Origin of the sequence: Hymenobacter gummosus (assembly GCF_003970915.1) — a bacterium.
Taxonomy (GTDB): domain Bacteria; phylum Bacteroidota; class Bacteroidia; order Cytophagales; family Hymenobacteraceae; genus Solirubrum; species Solirubrum gummosum.
Genome location: NZ_RXOF01000004.1, coordinates 140,409 through 154,517, shown reverse-complemented (window position 1 = coordinate 154,517; position 14,109 = coordinate 140,409). Strand labels below are relative to the sequence as shown.

The following is a 14,109-nucleotide window of genomic DNA, read 5'->3' as shown; positions in this document are numbered from 1 at the left end:
CCGAAACTGCTGTCATGAAACCCGTCACCCTGCTGCTTAGCCTGCTGTGCCTGACCACCTTGCCCGCCTGCTCGCAGAACGCCAAGCAGACCGAGCCCACCGGCCCCAACCCGCCCAACGCCAAAGTCACCGGCCAGACGGCGGCCACCAAAGATTACCCCAAGGCCCAGCCCGTAACGGGCAAGCCCAACGAGTTTCCGGTGCGCAAAACCGATGCGCAGTGGAAAGCCCAGCTCACGCCCGATCAGTACTACATCCTGCGCCAGCAGGGCACCGAGCGGCCCTTCACCGGCAAGTACCACGACAACCACGCCAAGGGCAGCTATTACTGCGCCGCCGACCACAACCTGCTCTTCTACAGCTCGGAGAAATTCGAGTCGGGCACGGGCTGGCCGAGCTTCTGGGCGCCGGCTACCAACGAAAGCGTGAAAGTCACGGGTGACAACTCGCTGGGCATGAGCCGCGACGAAATCCTCTGCGCCAAGTGCGGCGGCCACCTCGGCCACGTGTTCAACGACGGCCCCAAGCCCACCGGCCTGCGCTACTGCATGGACGGCAACGCCCTGGTGTTCGAGCCGACGAAGTAGGCGGTTCGGGTGGCCGTCATTGCGAGGATGAAGGACGAAGCAAGCCTTCCTCTGGCAGCACAAACGGCCCAACTGGCAGAAGCCAAACCAGCCGCGCCCGAAGCCAAAGTCTCTGGTTTCGGGCGCGGCTGGTTTGGCTTCTGCCAGTTTTTCAGTTAGTGCTTCTCGTGCCGTCGTGCCGCGAGAGGAAGGATTGGCTACGCCTTCCTACGGGTGCCGCGGCTTCGCTCACAATGACAGCGGGGCGAACCGTCGCTTGAGTCCGGTTCGACAATCCGCCGGCCCGGCGGATTACGTAATTGCGGCCCGGCCGCCCGACCTTTGCCGTGTCGGCGCGCCGCCGATGAATCAAGTTGCCGCATTTTCCAATGTCCCAAGACCGCATTACCACCCTGCAACAAGCCCTGGCCCCGGCCCGCCAGCAGCTCGTCGACCATTCGGTGTACCAATCCTTGCACGCGCTCGATGATCTGCGCGTGTTCATGCAGCACCACGTCTTCGCCGTGTGGGATTTCATGTCCCTGCTCAAAGCCCTGCAGCGCGAGCTGACCTGCGTAACCTTGCCCTGGGTGCCCAAAGGCACTGCCAGCACCCGCCGCCTCATCAACGAAATCGTGCTGGAAGAGGAAACCGACGTCGACCCCGAAGGCCGCGCCACCAGCCACTTCGAGCTGTACCTGCGCGCCATGCAGGAGTGCGGCGCCGACACCCAGCCCGTGCAGCGCCTGCTCGATGCGCTGGCCCAAGGCCGGGACCTTGACAACGCCCTGGAAGCCGCCGACGCTCCGGCCAGCGTCCGCACCTTCGTGCGTCAGACGTTCGAGGTAATCAATTCCGGACAGGCGCACGCCGTGGCTGCCGCCTTTACCTTCGGCCGCGAAGACGTGATTCCCGATATGTTTCGCCACCTCGTCGCCGATTTGAGCCGCCGCTTTCCCGGCCAGCTCGACACCTTTACCTACTACCTCAACCGCCACATCGAGCTGGACGAGGAAGCCCACGCGCCGCTGGCCCAGCAAATGGTGCGTGAGCTGTGCGGCGACGATGAGCAGAAGTGGCAGGAGGCCGCCGACGTGGCCGCCCGCGGCATGCAGGCCCGCGTGGCGCTGTGGGACGGCATCCGCGAGGCGCTTGGGTAGGGCAGCAGGGTAAGCGGGAGTGAGGGTAGGAGTCAGTGGCATCATAGGAAGCGGCAGAGCCAGAACGACAACTCCTAAACCCATGCCCTCACACCCTCCTACCCTAATTGAGAAGAACCTCCGCCCGCGGCTTACGTTCAGCAGGGGAGGGCACCTTCAGTTGCCGCCCCTTCCTCCATGAGCCTATTCCGCCCCATCCTGCTTCCGGCCGCTGTGCTGCTGGCCCTGAGCCTGCCGGCCTGCACCGCCTCCGATACCGCCGCCGAAGTCGACCGCGCCCCCACCGAAATCCGCACCGACGCCGACCGGCAGGCTGCTTATAACCGCGGCATCGGGGCCGGTGGGGCGGCGCCGGATGCTACGCCCGGCCGTGTTCCGCAGGTGCGCGAACAGGCCGCGGCCAGCGGCGGCCGTCAGCGCATCGAGTCCGTCAACACCAACGACCCGAACAACACGCCCCAGGAAACGCGCATGCGCCGCATCCAGGGCAATTCCAACATCACCACCACCGACACGCTCCGGCCTCCGCTGCCCACCCCGCGGCCTTAAGCTTTCGAGCCTGCCCCAAACAAGCACCGGCCCGGCCTGCGCAGTGCAGGCCGGGCCGGTGCTTGTTTGGGGAGAACGGGCCTACAGGTCGGTAACGGCCGCGGCAGCCTCGTTGTTCGTGCCGTTGTTGCCCGGGGCGGCAGACTGGCGGGCCGGGCTGGGGCGGCCGGCGGCGGAGGTGCGGGAACGGTTGGCGCGGGCCGGTGCGGCGGCCGGTTTGGCTACCGGCGCCGGGGCCGAAGCCGCCGTTTTGCGCGGCGCAGGCCGGCGGGCCGGCGTCGATTTGCGGGCCGGAGCGGCGGCCGGGGCAGCTTCTACGGCCGGGCTTTCGGGGCCGCCGGGGGCCACGGCGCTCAGGGCGTCGGCAAACAGCTGCCGCGTTTCCTGCTCCAGCCGCTGGGTAGCCTCCGCCACCAGGGCCTTGATTTTGGCCTTGGTTTCCTTGCGAATCTGCTTGGCCAGCTCCTTGACGCGCTTGTCGAGGTCTTTCTGCGCCTGCTTGGCCGCGGCTTTGGCCTGCTTTTTCAGCTCTTTTTTCGAGGGCTCCGGAGCTTCGGCGGGCAAATCGATGCTGGTGTGGGCGGCCAGGCTCGGGGCTTTGTCTTGGGTTTTGGCGGCTTTGCGCTCGGCCTTGGCCGCCTTCTCCTGGGCTTTTTCCTCGGCTTTCAGGGCTTTGCGCTCCTCCTTGCTCAAAGCTTTCTTGTCTTTTTTCTTGCCAGCCAGCTCCTCCGGTTGGGGAGCAGCCTGGGTTTCGGGTGCGGTAGTAGCGGCCATGGGGCGTCGGGGTTAGGCGTCAATCCTGTATTGGACGCGCAAAACAAGGTAATTGTTATGGAAAGGTTATGTTAAGTTTTTTGGACTCACGCCTGCTGCCACCGTCAGCCGAAGGCCGCAACTGTAGCCCAATCGTCGTTTCTTTGCGCTTCCAAATTTGAATTTGTCCGGCCGAGCCAACCCCGGGCCGGCTTCGGCTGTTTTCCCTACCTGATGCAAACCACTCCCCAACGCTATACCGTGACGGCGGCGCTGCCCTACGCCAACGGCCCGGTGCACATCGGCCACCTGGCCGGCGTGTACCTGCCCGCCGATATCTACGTGCGCTACCAGCGCGCCCAGGGCCGCGACGTGAAGTTTATCTGCGGCTCCGACGAGCACGGCGTGCCCATCACCATCCGCGCCCAGAAGGAGGGCGTGACCCCGCAGCAGGTGGTCGATAAGTACCACGCCATCATCCGCGACTCATTCAAGGAATTTGGCGTGTCGTTCGACATCTACTCGCGCACCTCCAACGAGACGCACCGCCAGACGGCCTCCGACTTCTTCCGCAAGATGTACGACGCCGGGCAGTTCACCGAGCAGGTGTCGCAGCAGTATTACGACGAGCAGGCCGAGCAATTCCTGGCCGACCGCTACATCGTGGGCACCTGCCCCACCTGCGCCAATGAAAATGCCTACGGCGACCAGTGCGAGCGGTGCGGCTCCTCGCTGAGCCCGACGGAGCTCATCAACCCGCGTTCCATGCTCTCTGGCAACCAGCCCGTGCTGCGCGAAACCAAGCACTGGTACCTCCCGCTCGACCAGTACGAGCCCTGGCTGCGCGAGTGGATTGTGGAAGGCCACAAGCAGGACTGGAAAACCAACGTGTACGGGCAGTGCAAGTCGTGGATCGACCAGGGCCTCCACCCCCGGGCCGTAACGCGCGACCTGGACTGGGGCGTGCCCGTGCCCGTGGAAGGCGCCGACGGCAAGGTGCTCTACGTGTGGTTCGACGCGCCCATCGGCTACATCTCGGCCACCAAGGACCTGCTGCCCGAGGGCGAGTGGCAGAAGTACTGGCAGGACCCGGGCACCAAGCTGCTGCACTTCATCGGTAAGGACAACATCGTGTTCCACTGCATCATCTTCCCGGCGATGCTCAAGGCCCACGGCGACTTTATCCTGCCCGACAACGTGCCCGCCAACGAGTTTCTGAACCTGGAAGGCGACAAAATCAGCACCTCGCGCAACTGGGCCGTGTGGCTGCACGAGTACCTGCAGGACTTCCCCGGCAAGGCCGACGTGCTGCGCTACGTGCTCTGCGCCAACGCCCCCGAAACCAAGGACAACGACTTCACCTGGAAGGACTTCCAGGCCCGCAACAACAACGAGCTGGTTGCCAACCTCGGCAACTTCGTCAACCGCGCCGTGGTACTGACGCATAAGTTCTTCGGCGGCAAAGTGCCCGCCGCCGGTGAGCTGACCGCGCAGGAGCAGGAAGTGTACGCCCAACTGGCCGAATTCCCGGCGCGCATCGGGGAGCTGATTGAAAACTACCGCTTCCGCGACGCGCTCAACGAGCTGATGAACCTCACGCGCCTGGGCAACAAGTACCTGGCCGATACCGAGCCCTGGAAGCTCATCAAAACCGACGAAGCCCGTACCGGTACCGTGCTGCACGTGGCCCTGCAACTGGCCGCCGCGCTGGTCACGCTGATGGAGCCCTTCCTGCCTGTGGCCTCGACTAACCTGGGCCGGATGCTCAACGTCGAAAAAGGCAATTGGGCCGACGCTGGCCGCGCCGATGCGCTGCCCGCTGGTCAGCAGCTGGGCGAAGCTTTCCTGCTCTTCGACAAAATCGAGGACAAGACGGTGGAAGCCCAGGTGCAGAAGCTGCTCGACACCAAGCTGGCCAACCAGCTGGCCAACGCGCCCGTGCTGCCGGCCAAGGAAAACGTATCATTCGAGGACTTCGGCCGCATGGACCTGCGCATCGGCACCATCCTCACCGTGGAGAAAGTGGCCAAGACCAAGAAGCTGCTCAAGCTCACCGTCGACACCGGCCTGGATAAGCGCACCATCGTGTCGGGCATTGCCGAGCACTTCACGCCCGAGCAGCTCGTGGGCCAGCAGGCCCTGGTGCTGCTGAACCTCGCCCCGCGCGAAATCAAGGGCATCGAAAGCCAGGGCATGCTGCTGCTGGCCGAAAACGCCGACGGCAAGCTCAGCCTGATGCAGCCCGGCCAGCCCGTGCGCCCCGGCTCGTTCGTGGCGTAAAAGCGGCGATGCGGTTAGCAGTCATTGCGAGCAGAGCGAAGCAATCCTTCCCCTAGCAGCACAAACGACTCAGTGCCTGCTGACCAGAAAGCGCCAACTGAAAACGGCACCGCCCGAAACTCTGCAGTTTCGGGCGGTGCCGTTTTCGGTTGGTGCCAATTGGGGCGTTTCTGCCGCGAGGGGAAAGATTGCTTCGTCCTTCGTCCTCGCAATGACAGCTGTCCGAGCCGGCTTTATTTCACATTCACCACGTTCATGGCCCGCTCGATGCCCAGCGTGCCAAACGCCAGCACCGCGTCGGCGGCCTTTTCCAGCCGCAGCGGCAAATCAATTTTCTCGTCCTCCGAGAAAGGGCTGAGCACGTAGTCTACCTGCCGGCCCTTCGAGAAGCTGGAGTCAATACCAAAGCGCAGGCGGGCGTACTCGTCGCTGCCCAGGGTTTCCTGGATGTGCTTCAGGCCGTTTTGCCCGCCGGCCGAGCCTTTGCCTTTCATTCGCAATTTGCCGAAGGGCAGGGCCAAATCGTCGGTTACCACCAGCATCTGCTCCTTTTCCAGCTTCAGCGTACTGAGCCAGTGCGCGGCGGCCTTGCCGCTCAGGTTCATGTAGGTGGTGGGCTTCACCAGCACGAAGGTTTTGCCCTTGTGCTTGATTTCGGTGGTGAAGGCGTGCCGGCCCAGCGCCCAGGGCTGGGCCTCAAACTTGCGGGCCAGGTAGTCGCCTACCATGAAGCCCACGTTGTGCCGCGTATCAGCGTATTCCGGCCCGATGTTGCCCAGGCAGAGAATCAGAAACTTCATAAATCACGGATTCGTGCGGATTTTTCGGATTACACGGATTTTGTGCACGATTCACCAACGCCACAATTCCGAACCCAGCCGCGAAGCAAAACTATTCAATTGAGTACGAAAAAGGCCGCCCTGGTTCAGGGCGGCCTTTCTTATCAGCGGAGGCGGAGCCTTCTCGAATCGTCCACGAAATCCGTGTAATCCGAAAAATCCGCAAGAATCCGTGATTATTTCTCGGCTTGCAGCTGGCCGCGCAGACCACGCGGGATGGCCACGGTGGCAATGGGAGCCAGCGGGTTGGTCAGGATCTGGTAGTCGGTGGTTTCCACCTTGCTTACCTTGATCGACTTGCCCAGGCCCAGGTCCGAAATGTTCACCTCCACGTAGTCGGGCAGGTTTTCGGGCAGGGCTTTCACTTTCAGCTTGCGCAGCTTCGATACCAGCTTACCGCCTTGTTGTACGCCGGGCGAGGTGCCCACGTACTTGATCGGCACGTCCATGCGCACTTCTTTGCCTTCCTGCAGCTGCAGGAAGTCCACGTGCAGCAGCATCTCGTTCACGGGGTGGAACTGCGAGTCCTGCACGATGGCGCGGTAGGTGTCGCCTTCAATGTTCAGGTCCACGATGTGCACCTCGGGGGTGTACAGCAGTTCGCGGAACAGGATGGCGGGCACGTAGAAGTGAACTTGCTCGTCGCCACCGTACATCACGCACGGTACGTACGACTCCAGGCGCAGGCGCTTGGCTTCCTTCTTGCCGAGATTCGCTCTTTTAAACCCTACAATCTCCAGGCTTTTCATAAACTGGTGTTTGAAAAAGTGTGGCCTCTGTTAAAGGCCTTGAAATGAAATGATTCCACCCGGCTGTTGAGGCCGAAGGGGCCGCAAAGGTACGCGGAGAAGTTGGGATTGAAAAGCGGCCGCGTACTATATGTGTGGAAGTGAATGGGGGAGAGGCAATAAAGCACGTCATCCTTCATCTGGCGTCCGCGCAGCGAACCGAAGGAAGGCGAAGCCAAGGACCTTCCTCAGGCTTAGCACCGCCGCTGCCGACGAAGTGCAAACGCTTTATTAGTGGACACAAAACAGCGCAGCCACCAATGTCAAGGGCATTAGTGGCTGCGTTTTTCGGTTGTTCTAGGCCCGAGGAAGGCTCTTCGCTGCGCGGACGCCAGATGAAGGATGACAGATGATTTAGCGGGAACCGACTCTATTCAAACAGCGAGCTGATGGACTCGTGCGACACCACGTTGCGGATGGCGCGGGCGAAGAGGTCGGCCACCGAAATGACGCGAATCTTCTCGTTTTCCTCGCGCAGCGGAATGGTGTCGGTGGTAATCAGCTCTACCAGGGCCGAGTTGCGGATCCGCTCGTGGGCCGGGCCGCTAAGCACCGGGTGGGTAATGACGGCCCGCACCGAGGCCGCGCCGCGCTCCATCAGCAGCTCGGCGGCCTTGCAGATAGTGCCGGCCGTGTCCACGATGTCATCGACGAGCACCACGTTCATGCCCGTCACGTCGCCGATGACCTGCATGGAGGCAATTTCGTTGGCCCGCAGACGCATCTTGTCGCAGACCACGATTTCGGCGCCGAACTTCTTGGCAAACGCCCGGGTGCGCACCACGCCGCCCACGTCGGGCGAGGCGAAGATGAGGTTATCCAGGTTCAGCGACTTTATATAAGGAGCCGTGATGGTGGAGCCGTCGAGGTGGTCCACCGGAATGTCGAAGAAGCCCTGAATCTGGCCGGCGTGCAGGTCGCAGGTCATCAGGCGGGAGGTGCCCACGCTCTGGATGAACTCGGCCACCACTTTGGCGCCGATGCTCACGCGGGGCTTGTCCTTGCGGTCCTGGCGGGTGTAGCCCATGTAGGGCATCACGATGTTGACTTTGTAGGCCGAGGCGCGCTTGGCCGCGTCCACCATCAGCATCAGCTCCATCAGGTTGTCGGAGGGCGGGAAGGTGCTCTGGATAAGGAATACTTCGCAGCCGCGCACGCTTTCGTTGAAGCTCGGGCCGATTTCGGAGTCGGCGAAGCGTTGGATGGTAAGGTCGCCGAGGGGCTGACCGTAGGCGGCGGCAATTTTTTCGGCCACGGCGCGCGACGTGGTACCGGAGAAGATTTTGACCTGCGAGGACATTGAGAGAAAAAAAGGAACTGGTGAGCGAAACAAGCAGCCGGCATCCGCAGGTCGGGGAATACGCGCGCTAGAAGCTTGGTCCGCAGGCCGCTGGGGCCCCGGACCAGCGCTAGTGCGTGGCCCGACCGGCGGAAACCAGAAAAACCGAAAGGCGCCGACCCCACTCCGAAGAGGGGGCCGGCGCCTTTCTGGTTGTCCGACCAGGGCTCGAACCTGGACTTTCTTGAATCAAAATCAAGCGTGTTGCCAGTTACACCATCGGACAATTTCCCTTGCGGTAACCAGTGGTTGTGCCGTTTGGGTTTGCAAATGTAGGTAGGTTTTTGCTGCCTCCAAATTTCCGGCGAAAAAAAATTTCCGCAAAACCCCCTCAGAACGCTCCAAACGGCCCTTTTTCCGGTGATTTTCAGCGAGAAAACTTTCTGCGCTTTTTCGCTGCCGGGCTGGTTTGTTCGGGCGCCGATTGGTCCGTACTTTTGCGGCCTGAAACTGCTCTCATTCTCCCATATAAAGAACTGCAATGGCGAATACCGGCAAAATCACCCAGGTTATCGGCCCCGTCGTGGACGTGAGCTTCGCGGGTGAAGGCACCAAGCTTCCCAACATTCTCGACGCCCTCGAAGTCATCAAGGACAACGGCACGCGCGTTATCCTGGAGTGCCAGCAACACCTGGGCGAAGACCGCGTCCGCACCATTGCCATGGACTCGACGGACGGTCTGACCCGCGGCGCCGAAGTGCGCGACCTGGGCTCCCCGATCCAGATGCCGACCGGCGACGCCGTGCTCGGCCGCCTGTTCAACGTGGTAGGCGAGGCCATCGACGGCCTGCCCCAGCCCGCCACCAACACCTCGCTGCCGATTCACCGCTCGGCCCCGCGCTTCGAGGACCTGAGCACCAGCACCGAGGTACTGTACACCGGTATCAAGGTTATCGACCTGATCGAACCCTACGCCAAGGGCGGTAAGATCGGTCTGTTCGGGGGTGCCGGCGTAGGCAAGACCGTACTGATTCAGGAGCTGATCAACAACATCGCCAAGGCCTACTCGGGTCTGTCGGTATTTGCCGGTGTGGGCGAGCGTACCCGCGAAGGCAATGACCTGCTGCGCGAAATGATCGAAGCCGGCATCGTACAGTACGGCGAGGAGTTCATGCACGGCATGGAGAAAGGCGAGTGGAACCTCGACGCGGTGGACGTGCAGGGCATGACCAACTCGAAGGCCACCTTCGTGTTCGGCCAGATGAACGAGCCCCCCGGAGCCCGCGCCCGCGTGGCCCTGTCGGGTCTGACGGTGGCCGAGAACTTCCGCGACGGCGACGGCACCGGCGCCGGCCGCGACATCCTGTTCTTCGTCGACAACATCTTCCGCTTTACCCAGGCTGGTTCGGAAGTATCGGCTCTGCTGGGCCGTATGCCCTCGGCCGTAGGTTACCAGCCCACGCTGGCTACCGAAATGGGTGCCATGCAGGAGCGCATCACCTCCACCAAGCGCGGCTCCATCACCTCGGTGCAGGCAGTATATGTACCGGCTGACGACTTGACTGACCCGGCCCCGGCTACGACCTTCGCCCACTTGGACGCCACCACGGTACTGTCGCGTAAAATCGCCGAGCTGGGTATCTACCCGGCCGTTGACCCGCTCGACTCGACCTCGCGTATCCTCGACGCCAGCATCATCGGCGACGAGCACTACAACACGGCCCAGCGCGTGAAGGAGATTCTGCAGCGCTACAAGGAACTGCAGGACATCATCGCCATCCTTGGGATGGACGAACTCTCGGAGGAAGACAAGCTGGTCGTGTCGCGCGCCCGTCGCGTGCAGCGCTTCCTGTCGCAGCCCTTCCACGTGGCCGAGCAGTTTACCGGCCTGAAAGGCGTGCTGGTAGACATCAAGGACACCATCAAAGGCTTCAACGCCATCATCGACGGGCAGTACGACCACCTGCCCGAGGCCGCCTTCAACCTGGTGGGCACCATCGAGGATGCCGTAGCCAAGGGTGAGCGTCTGCTGGCCGAGGCCCGCTAATTTCTAATGTGAAGAATGTGCTGATGTGGGAAATGTGAAAAATGCCTCGGCAACACCCTCACATCAGCACATTAAGCACATTCTCCACATTTCTCACATTAGAAAGCCATGCGTTTAGAAATCATCACGCCGGACCGGAAGGTGTTCGAGGGGGAAGTTTCCTCGGCCGTATTTCCGGGCGCTGCCGGCCAGTTTGAAGTGCTCAACAACCACGCGCCGATGATTGCCGCCCTGCAAGCCGGCGAGGTGCGCGTGACCAGCGCCACGGGCCGCGAGTCGTTCCAGGTGAGCGGCGGCGTGGTGGAAGTGCTGCGCAACAACGTAACGCTGCTGGCCGAGTCGGTACTGGCTTAGGCGGCAACGAACCCACGGGGAAGCCCCGCGGACCGGAAACGGCCGCGGGGCTTTTTTGTGCCCGCACGAGTGAACTGCTTGGCGGGGCCACTGCAACCCTTACCTTGAAAGAGTTTCACGCTAAGAGCTAACCAACAATGCGCAAACAGTATCCGCTGTGGATGATTATCGGGCTGCTGGGCGCCACGCCGGCCACGGCCCAGGACTTCGGGGCCGAGTTTCGGGCCGCATACCAGCGGGGCGACTCGGCCGCTACCTGGCAGGTGCTGCGGCGCTGGCAACAGGCCCGGCCCCAGGACCCCGAGGGCTACATTACCCGCTTCAACTACCTGCTCAAGCAGGCCGAAGTTATCGAGCTGCGTTCGGGCAGCGGGCAGGCCGGCGCCCTGGTGCTCAAGGATAAGAAGGGCAAGGTGGCGGGCACCCTCGGCTCGGGCTACCGTCCCGATCTGGCCGACCGGGCCTGCGCCGTGCTGCGGCAGGGCCTGGCGGTGGCGCCCGATCGGCTGGACATGTGGTTCGGGCTGGCCAAAACCTACGAGGAAACCGGGCAGCCCGCCGAGGAAATAAAAGCTCTGACCGAGGCCCTGGCCGGGCACGCCCAGGGCCGCCCCTGGTACTGGAGCGGCGGGCAGCCGCTGCCCGAACCGGAGGCGCAGTTTCTGCCCCAGGCCCTGGAGCAGTACGCCAACCACTACTGGCAGCAGGAGGGGCCGGCCGCGGTGGAAGCGGGCGGACAGCTGGCCGCGCTGATTGCCCGGCACTACCCGCAAAGCTCCCTGGGGCCCTTCAACCTGGGCCTGTACCACCGCAGCAAGGGGGAGCTGCCCAAGGCCTACGACTACATGCAGCAGGCCGACAAGCTACAGCCCCAGGACTTTTACACGGTGGCCAACCTCACGCAGATGGCCGTGGACCTCAAGCGCAAAGCCGAGGCCGAGCAGTACCTGGCCCAGCTCCGGCAACTGCCCGGCTCCCAGGAAGCCGTGGCCGCCCTGGCCCCGCGGGTGCGCAAGCTGAAGTAGCAGGGCGGCTTTTTGGCGGGCGGATTGAAGCGAAACGACGCCGTTGTCCGTAGGTTGCGGCAGGTTTTAACCCGCCTTCCTATGCCGCGCCCCCCGGCCCCCGACATCTTCAGCGCCATCGAGAACATCTACACGCCCCGGCAGCGGCACGTGCTGCTGATTGCCTCCATCCTGGGGCTGGCGGGGCTGATGCTGTTCGGGCTGGCTCAGTACCTGACGGCTTTTCTGGCGGCGGGCATCCTGTTCGTGGTATTTCGGCCGCTGTGGGTGGCGCTGGTGCACCGGCGGCGCTGGAATCGGCAGCTGGTCACCATCGGCATCCTGGTGCTGACGGTGGTGGTGCTGGTGATTCCCTTCTACGCCCTGAGCTCCATGCTCATCAACCGGCTCATCGTGTTCGTGCAGAACCCCGACCAGGTGCTGGACGTGCTGCACCGGGTGGAGCAGGCCACCGGCGTCAAGCTAACCGAGCAGCAGAACGCGCGCGAGCTGCTGCAGCAGAGCGCCGGGCAGGTGAGCCGCTGGCTGACCACGCTGGCCAGCAGCGCCCTGAACGTGGTGCTGGTGGTGGGCCTGATGCTGTTCACGCTGTACTACCTGTTTATGCAGGAAACATACTTCCTCATCGGGCTGCGGCGCTACCTGCCCTTCCGCGCCGAAACGATGGACGAGCTGGGCGAGTCGCTCAAGAACACCGTACAGGCCAACGTGCTGGGCCAGGCGCTGGTGGCCCTGGTGCAGGGCACGCTCACGGGCCTCACGCTGTGGATTGGCGGCGTGCCCGATCCGCTGTTCTGGGGCGTGGTGGCCGTATTTATGGCCTTTATTCCCATGCTGGGCACGCCACTGGTGTGGGGCCCCGCGGCGCTGTACCAGTTTGCCCACGGCGAAAAGGCCGCGGCCATCGGCATCCTGGCGGCGGGGCTCATCGTCATCATCAACATCGACAACGTGCTGCGCATCTTCCTGGCCAAGCGCATGGGCGACATTCACCCGCTCGTCACGCTCATTGGGCTGGTGCTGGGCCTGGAAATCTTCGGCATTATCGGGCTGGTGGTGGGGCCGCTGCTGGTATCGTACTTCCTGGTGCTGATGGAGGTGTTCCGGCGCGAAAACCGGGCCGCCCGGGTGGCCGCCGCGGCCCGCGAAGCCGAAGGCAAGCCCGGCGGCGGCGCGGTATAGCGAAGTAGCTGCCGCTGGGCCGCGGCTTGCTGCCACTCCCGAAAGCCGGGAGCCAATGGCGCGAAAGCCGCGGCGGGCGTAGCTTGCAGCGCGGTCGGGGCAGCCCGGCCGTTGTTTCGTTGCCCGTGCCGCCTACCCACCCGCAGTCCATGACCACCATCAATCCGAAAATCACGCCCATCTACCAGAGCTCGGTCTTCAAGTTTCAGGACCTGGACGAGCTGGATGAGTACTTCGCCGATACCACGAGCCGCTACCTGTACTCGCGCAACGGCAACCCCAACTCCGACGAGCTGGCCGAGGCCGTCAACCAGCTGGAAGGCGGGGCGGGGGCCGTGGCTACGTCTTCGGGCATGGCGGCCATCTTCGCGGCGGTGCTGGCCTACTGCCAGGCCGGCGACCATGTGCTGTGCGCGGCCGACATCTACGGCGGCTCGGCGGCGCTGCTCAATGCCGAGTTGAGCCGCCTGGGCATCACCACTACCTACGTGCCCTTCGAGCAGCTGTACGCCTTGGAGCAGTACGTGCAGCCCACCACCCGCCTGCTGCTGGCCGAAACCATCAGCAACCCGCTGCTGCGCGTGGCCGATTTGCGCCGCCTGGCCGCCCACTGCCACGCCCTCGGGCTGAAGCTGGTGGTCGACAACACCTTCGCCTCGCCGGTGCTGACCAAGCCCTTGCTGCTGGGCGCCGATATCAGCCTGCACAGCGTGACCAAGTACGTGAGCGGGCACTCCGACGTGACGGCCGGCGTAACCGTGGCCGCCGACGCGGAGGTGGCCGCCCGGCTCAAGCAGATCGGCGTATTCTACGGCCTCACGCTGAGCCCCATGGAAAGCTGGCTGGCCGTGCGCGGGCTGAAAACCCTGCGCCTGCGCATGCGGGAGCACAGCCACAACGCCCTGGCCGTGGCCCGGCTGCTGCTGGGCCACCCCGCCGTCCGGGAGGTATACTACCCCGGCCTGCCCACCCACGAGCAGCACGCGCTGGCCCTGGAGCAGGGCGGGGGCCTGTGTGGCGGCATGCTCTCCTTCAAGCTCGCCGACGACAAGGAGGTAGTCAGCCGCTTTATGCGCCGCAGCCGCCGCTTCCCTTTCGCGCCCTCTCTGGCCGGGGTCGATTCGTCGTTGTCGTATCCGCTGGGCACCTCGCACCGGGCCCTGACGGCCGAGCAGCAGCAGGCCCTGGGCATCACGACGGGCTTGGTGCGGCTGTCGGTGGGCATCGAGCCGGCCGAGGAGCTGCTGGCCGACCTGCAACAGGCGTTGGACGTATAATCGTTACTTT

13 protein-coding genes and 1 tRNA gene are annotated in these 14,109 nt (G+C 63.6%); 9 read left to right on the top strand and 5 right to left on the bottom strand.

Features of this window, described 5'->3' with window-relative positions; translation table 11 throughout:
- The first annotated feature begins 14 nt into the window (after nt 1-14).
- The 3 genes from msrB to EJV47_RS08735 all read left to right on the top strand — a co-directional run bounded on the left by msrB (nt 15) and on the right by EJV47_RS08735 (nt 2,275).
- Nucleotides 15-587 (top strand): peptide-methionine (R)-S-oxide reductase MsrB, encoded by a 573-nt coding sequence (msrB, locus tag EJV47_RS08745; RefSeq protein ID WP_126692776.1) that lies wholly within the window; start codon nt 15-17, stop codon nt 585-587.
- 368 nt (nt 588-955) lie between these two features.
- Nucleotides 956-1,726, top strand: a complete 771-nt coding sequence (locus tag EJV47_RS08740) for a DUF3050 domain-containing protein (RefSeq protein WP_126692775.1) — start codon at nt 956-958, stop codon at nt 1,724-1,726.
- Between the two features lie 177 nt (nt 1,727-1,903).
- Nucleotides 1,904-2,275, top strand: a complete 372-nt coding sequence (locus EJV47_RS08735; protein WP_126692774.1) for a hypothetical protein — start codon at nt 1,904-1,906, stop codon at nt 2,273-2,275.
- A gap of 81 nt (nt 2,276-2,356) precedes the next feature.
- Here the strand turns inward: EJV47_RS08735 and EJV47_RS08730 are convergent, their stop codons facing one another.
- Entirely contained in the window at nt 2,357-3,049 is a 693-nt protein-coding gene (locus tag EJV47_RS08730; RefSeq protein WP_126692773.1) for a hypothetical protein, read from the bottom strand.
- 213 nt (nt 3,050-3,262) lie between these two features.
- On the opposite strand from EJV47_RS08730, the gene metG reads away from it, so the two are divergent.
- Entirely contained in the window at nt 3,263-5,308 is a 2,046-nt protein-coding gene (gene metG / locus EJV47_RS08725; RefSeq protein ID WP_126692772.1) for a methionine--tRNA ligase, read from the top strand.
- A gap of 233 nt (nt 5,309-5,541) precedes the next feature.
- On the opposite strand, the gene pth is transcribed toward metG, so the two are convergent.
- From pth to EJV47_RS08705, 4 genes are all read right to left on the bottom strand, one after another.
- Complete coding sequence (gene pth / locus EJV47_RS08720) at nt 5,542-6,108, bottom strand: aminoacyl-tRNA hydrolase (RefSeq protein ID WP_126692771.1); 567 nt, start codon at nt 6,106-6,108, stop codon at nt 5,542-5,544.
- A 215-nt stretch (nt 6,109-6,323) separates the two neighbouring features.
- The gene (locus EJV47_RS08715; protein ID WP_126692770.1) at nt 6,324-6,896 is read right to left on the bottom strand and encodes a 50S ribosomal protein L25/general stress protein Ctc; all 573 of its coding nucleotides are present in this window, start codon (nt 6,894-6,896) and stop codon (nt 6,324-6,326) included.
- Between the two features lie 409 nt (nt 6,897-7,305).
- A complete protein-coding gene (locus EJV47_RS08710) occupies nt 7,306-8,235 on the bottom strand; it encodes a ribose-phosphate pyrophosphokinase (protein ID WP_126692769.1) in 930 nt (309 codons plus the stop codon).
- A gap of 189 nt (nt 8,236-8,424) precedes the next feature.
- A tRNA-Gln gene (locus tag EJV47_RS08705) sits at nt 8,425-8,500 on the bottom strand.
- Nucleotides 8,501-8,755: 255 nt separating this feature from the next.
- On the opposite strand from EJV47_RS08705, the gene atpD reads away from it, so the two are divergent.
- The 5 genes from atpD (at nt 8,756) to EJV47_RS08680 (ending at nt 14,099) form a co-directional block, all read left to right on the top strand.
- Complete coding sequence (atpD, locus tag EJV47_RS08700) at nt 8,756-10,261, top strand: F0F1 ATP synthase subunit beta (RefSeq protein WP_126692768.1); 1,506 nt, start codon at nt 8,756-8,758, stop codon at nt 10,259-10,261.
- A 108-nt stretch (nt 10,262-10,369) separates the two neighbouring features.
- On the top strand, nt 10,370-10,615 hold the full coding sequence (atpC, locus tag EJV47_RS08695) for an ATP synthase F1 subunit epsilon (protein WP_126692767.1): 246 nt from the start codon (nt 10,370-10,372) through the stop codon (nt 10,613-10,615).
- Between the two features lie 137 nt (nt 10,616-10,752).
- Entirely contained in the window at nt 10,753-11,640 is an 888-nt protein-coding gene (locus EJV47_RS08690) for a tetratricopeptide repeat protein (protein WP_126692766.1), read from the top strand.
- A gap of 81 nt (nt 11,641-11,721) precedes the next feature.
- Nucleotides 11,722-12,822 carry an AI-2E family transporter gene (locus EJV47_RS08685; protein ID WP_243651070.1) on the top strand — a complete coding sequence of 367 codons (1,101 nt, stop codon included), beginning with the start codon at nt 11,722-11,724 and terminating at the stop codon, nt 12,820-12,822.
- Nucleotides 12,823-12,971: 149 nt separating this feature from the next.
- The gene (locus tag EJV47_RS08680; RefSeq protein ID WP_126692765.1) at nt 12,972-14,099 is read left to right on the top strand and encodes a trans-sulfuration enzyme family protein; all 1,128 of its coding nucleotides are present in this window, start codon (nt 12,972-12,974) and stop codon (nt 14,097-14,099) included.
- The last annotated feature ends 10 nt before the right edge of the window (nt 14,100-14,109 follow it).

Excerpts from the sequence above, each read along its gene's own strand:
- msrB (WP_126692776.1), top strand. The coding sequence starts at position 15 with ATGAAACCCGTCACCCTGCTGCTTAGCCTGCTGTGCCTGACCACCTTG.
- EJV47_RS08740 (WP_126692775.1), top strand. The coding sequence starts at position 956 with ATGTCCCAAGACCGCATTACCACCCTGCAACAAGCCCTGGCCCCGGCC.
- EJV47_RS08735 (WP_126692774.1), top strand. The coding sequence starts at position 1,904 with ATGAGCCTATTCCGCCCCATCCTGCTTCCGGCCGCTGTGCTGCTGGCC.
- EJV47_RS08730 (WP_126692773.1), bottom strand. The coding sequence starts at position 3,049 with ATGGCCGCTACTACCGCACCCGAAACCCAGGCTGCTCCCCAACCGGAG.
- metG (WP_126692772.1), top strand. The coding sequence starts at position 3,263 with ATGCAAACCACTCCCCAACGCTATACCGTGACGGCGGCGCTGCCCTAC.
- pth (WP_126692771.1), bottom strand. The coding sequence starts at position 6,108 with ATGAAGTTTCTGATTCTCTGCCTGGGCAACATCGGGCCGGAATACGCT.
- EJV47_RS08715 (WP_126692770.1), bottom strand. The coding sequence starts at position 6,896 with ATGAAAAGCCTGGAGATTGTAGGGTTTAAAAGAGCGAATCTCGGCAAG.
- EJV47_RS08710 (WP_126692769.1), bottom strand. The coding sequence starts at position 8,235 with ATGTCCTCGCAGGTCAAAATCTTCTCCGGTACCACGTCGCGCGCCGTG.
- atpD (WP_126692768.1), top strand. The coding sequence starts at position 8,756 with ATGGCGAATACCGGCAAAATCACCCAGGTTATCGGCCCCGTCGTGGAC.
- atpC (WP_126692767.1), top strand. The coding sequence starts at position 10,370 with ATGCGTTTAGAAATCATCACGCCGGACCGGAAGGTGTTCGAGGGGGAA.
- EJV47_RS08690 (WP_126692766.1), top strand. The coding sequence starts at position 10,753 with ATGCGCAAACAGTATCCGCTGTGGATGATTATCGGGCTGCTGGGCGCC.
- EJV47_RS08685 (WP_243651070.1), top strand. The coding sequence starts at position 11,722 with ATGCCGCGCCCCCCGGCCCCCGACATCTTCAGCGCCATCGAGAACATC.
- EJV47_RS08680 (WP_126692765.1), top strand. The coding sequence starts at position 12,972 with ATGACCACCATCAATCCGAAAATCACGCCCATCTACCAGAGCTCGGTC.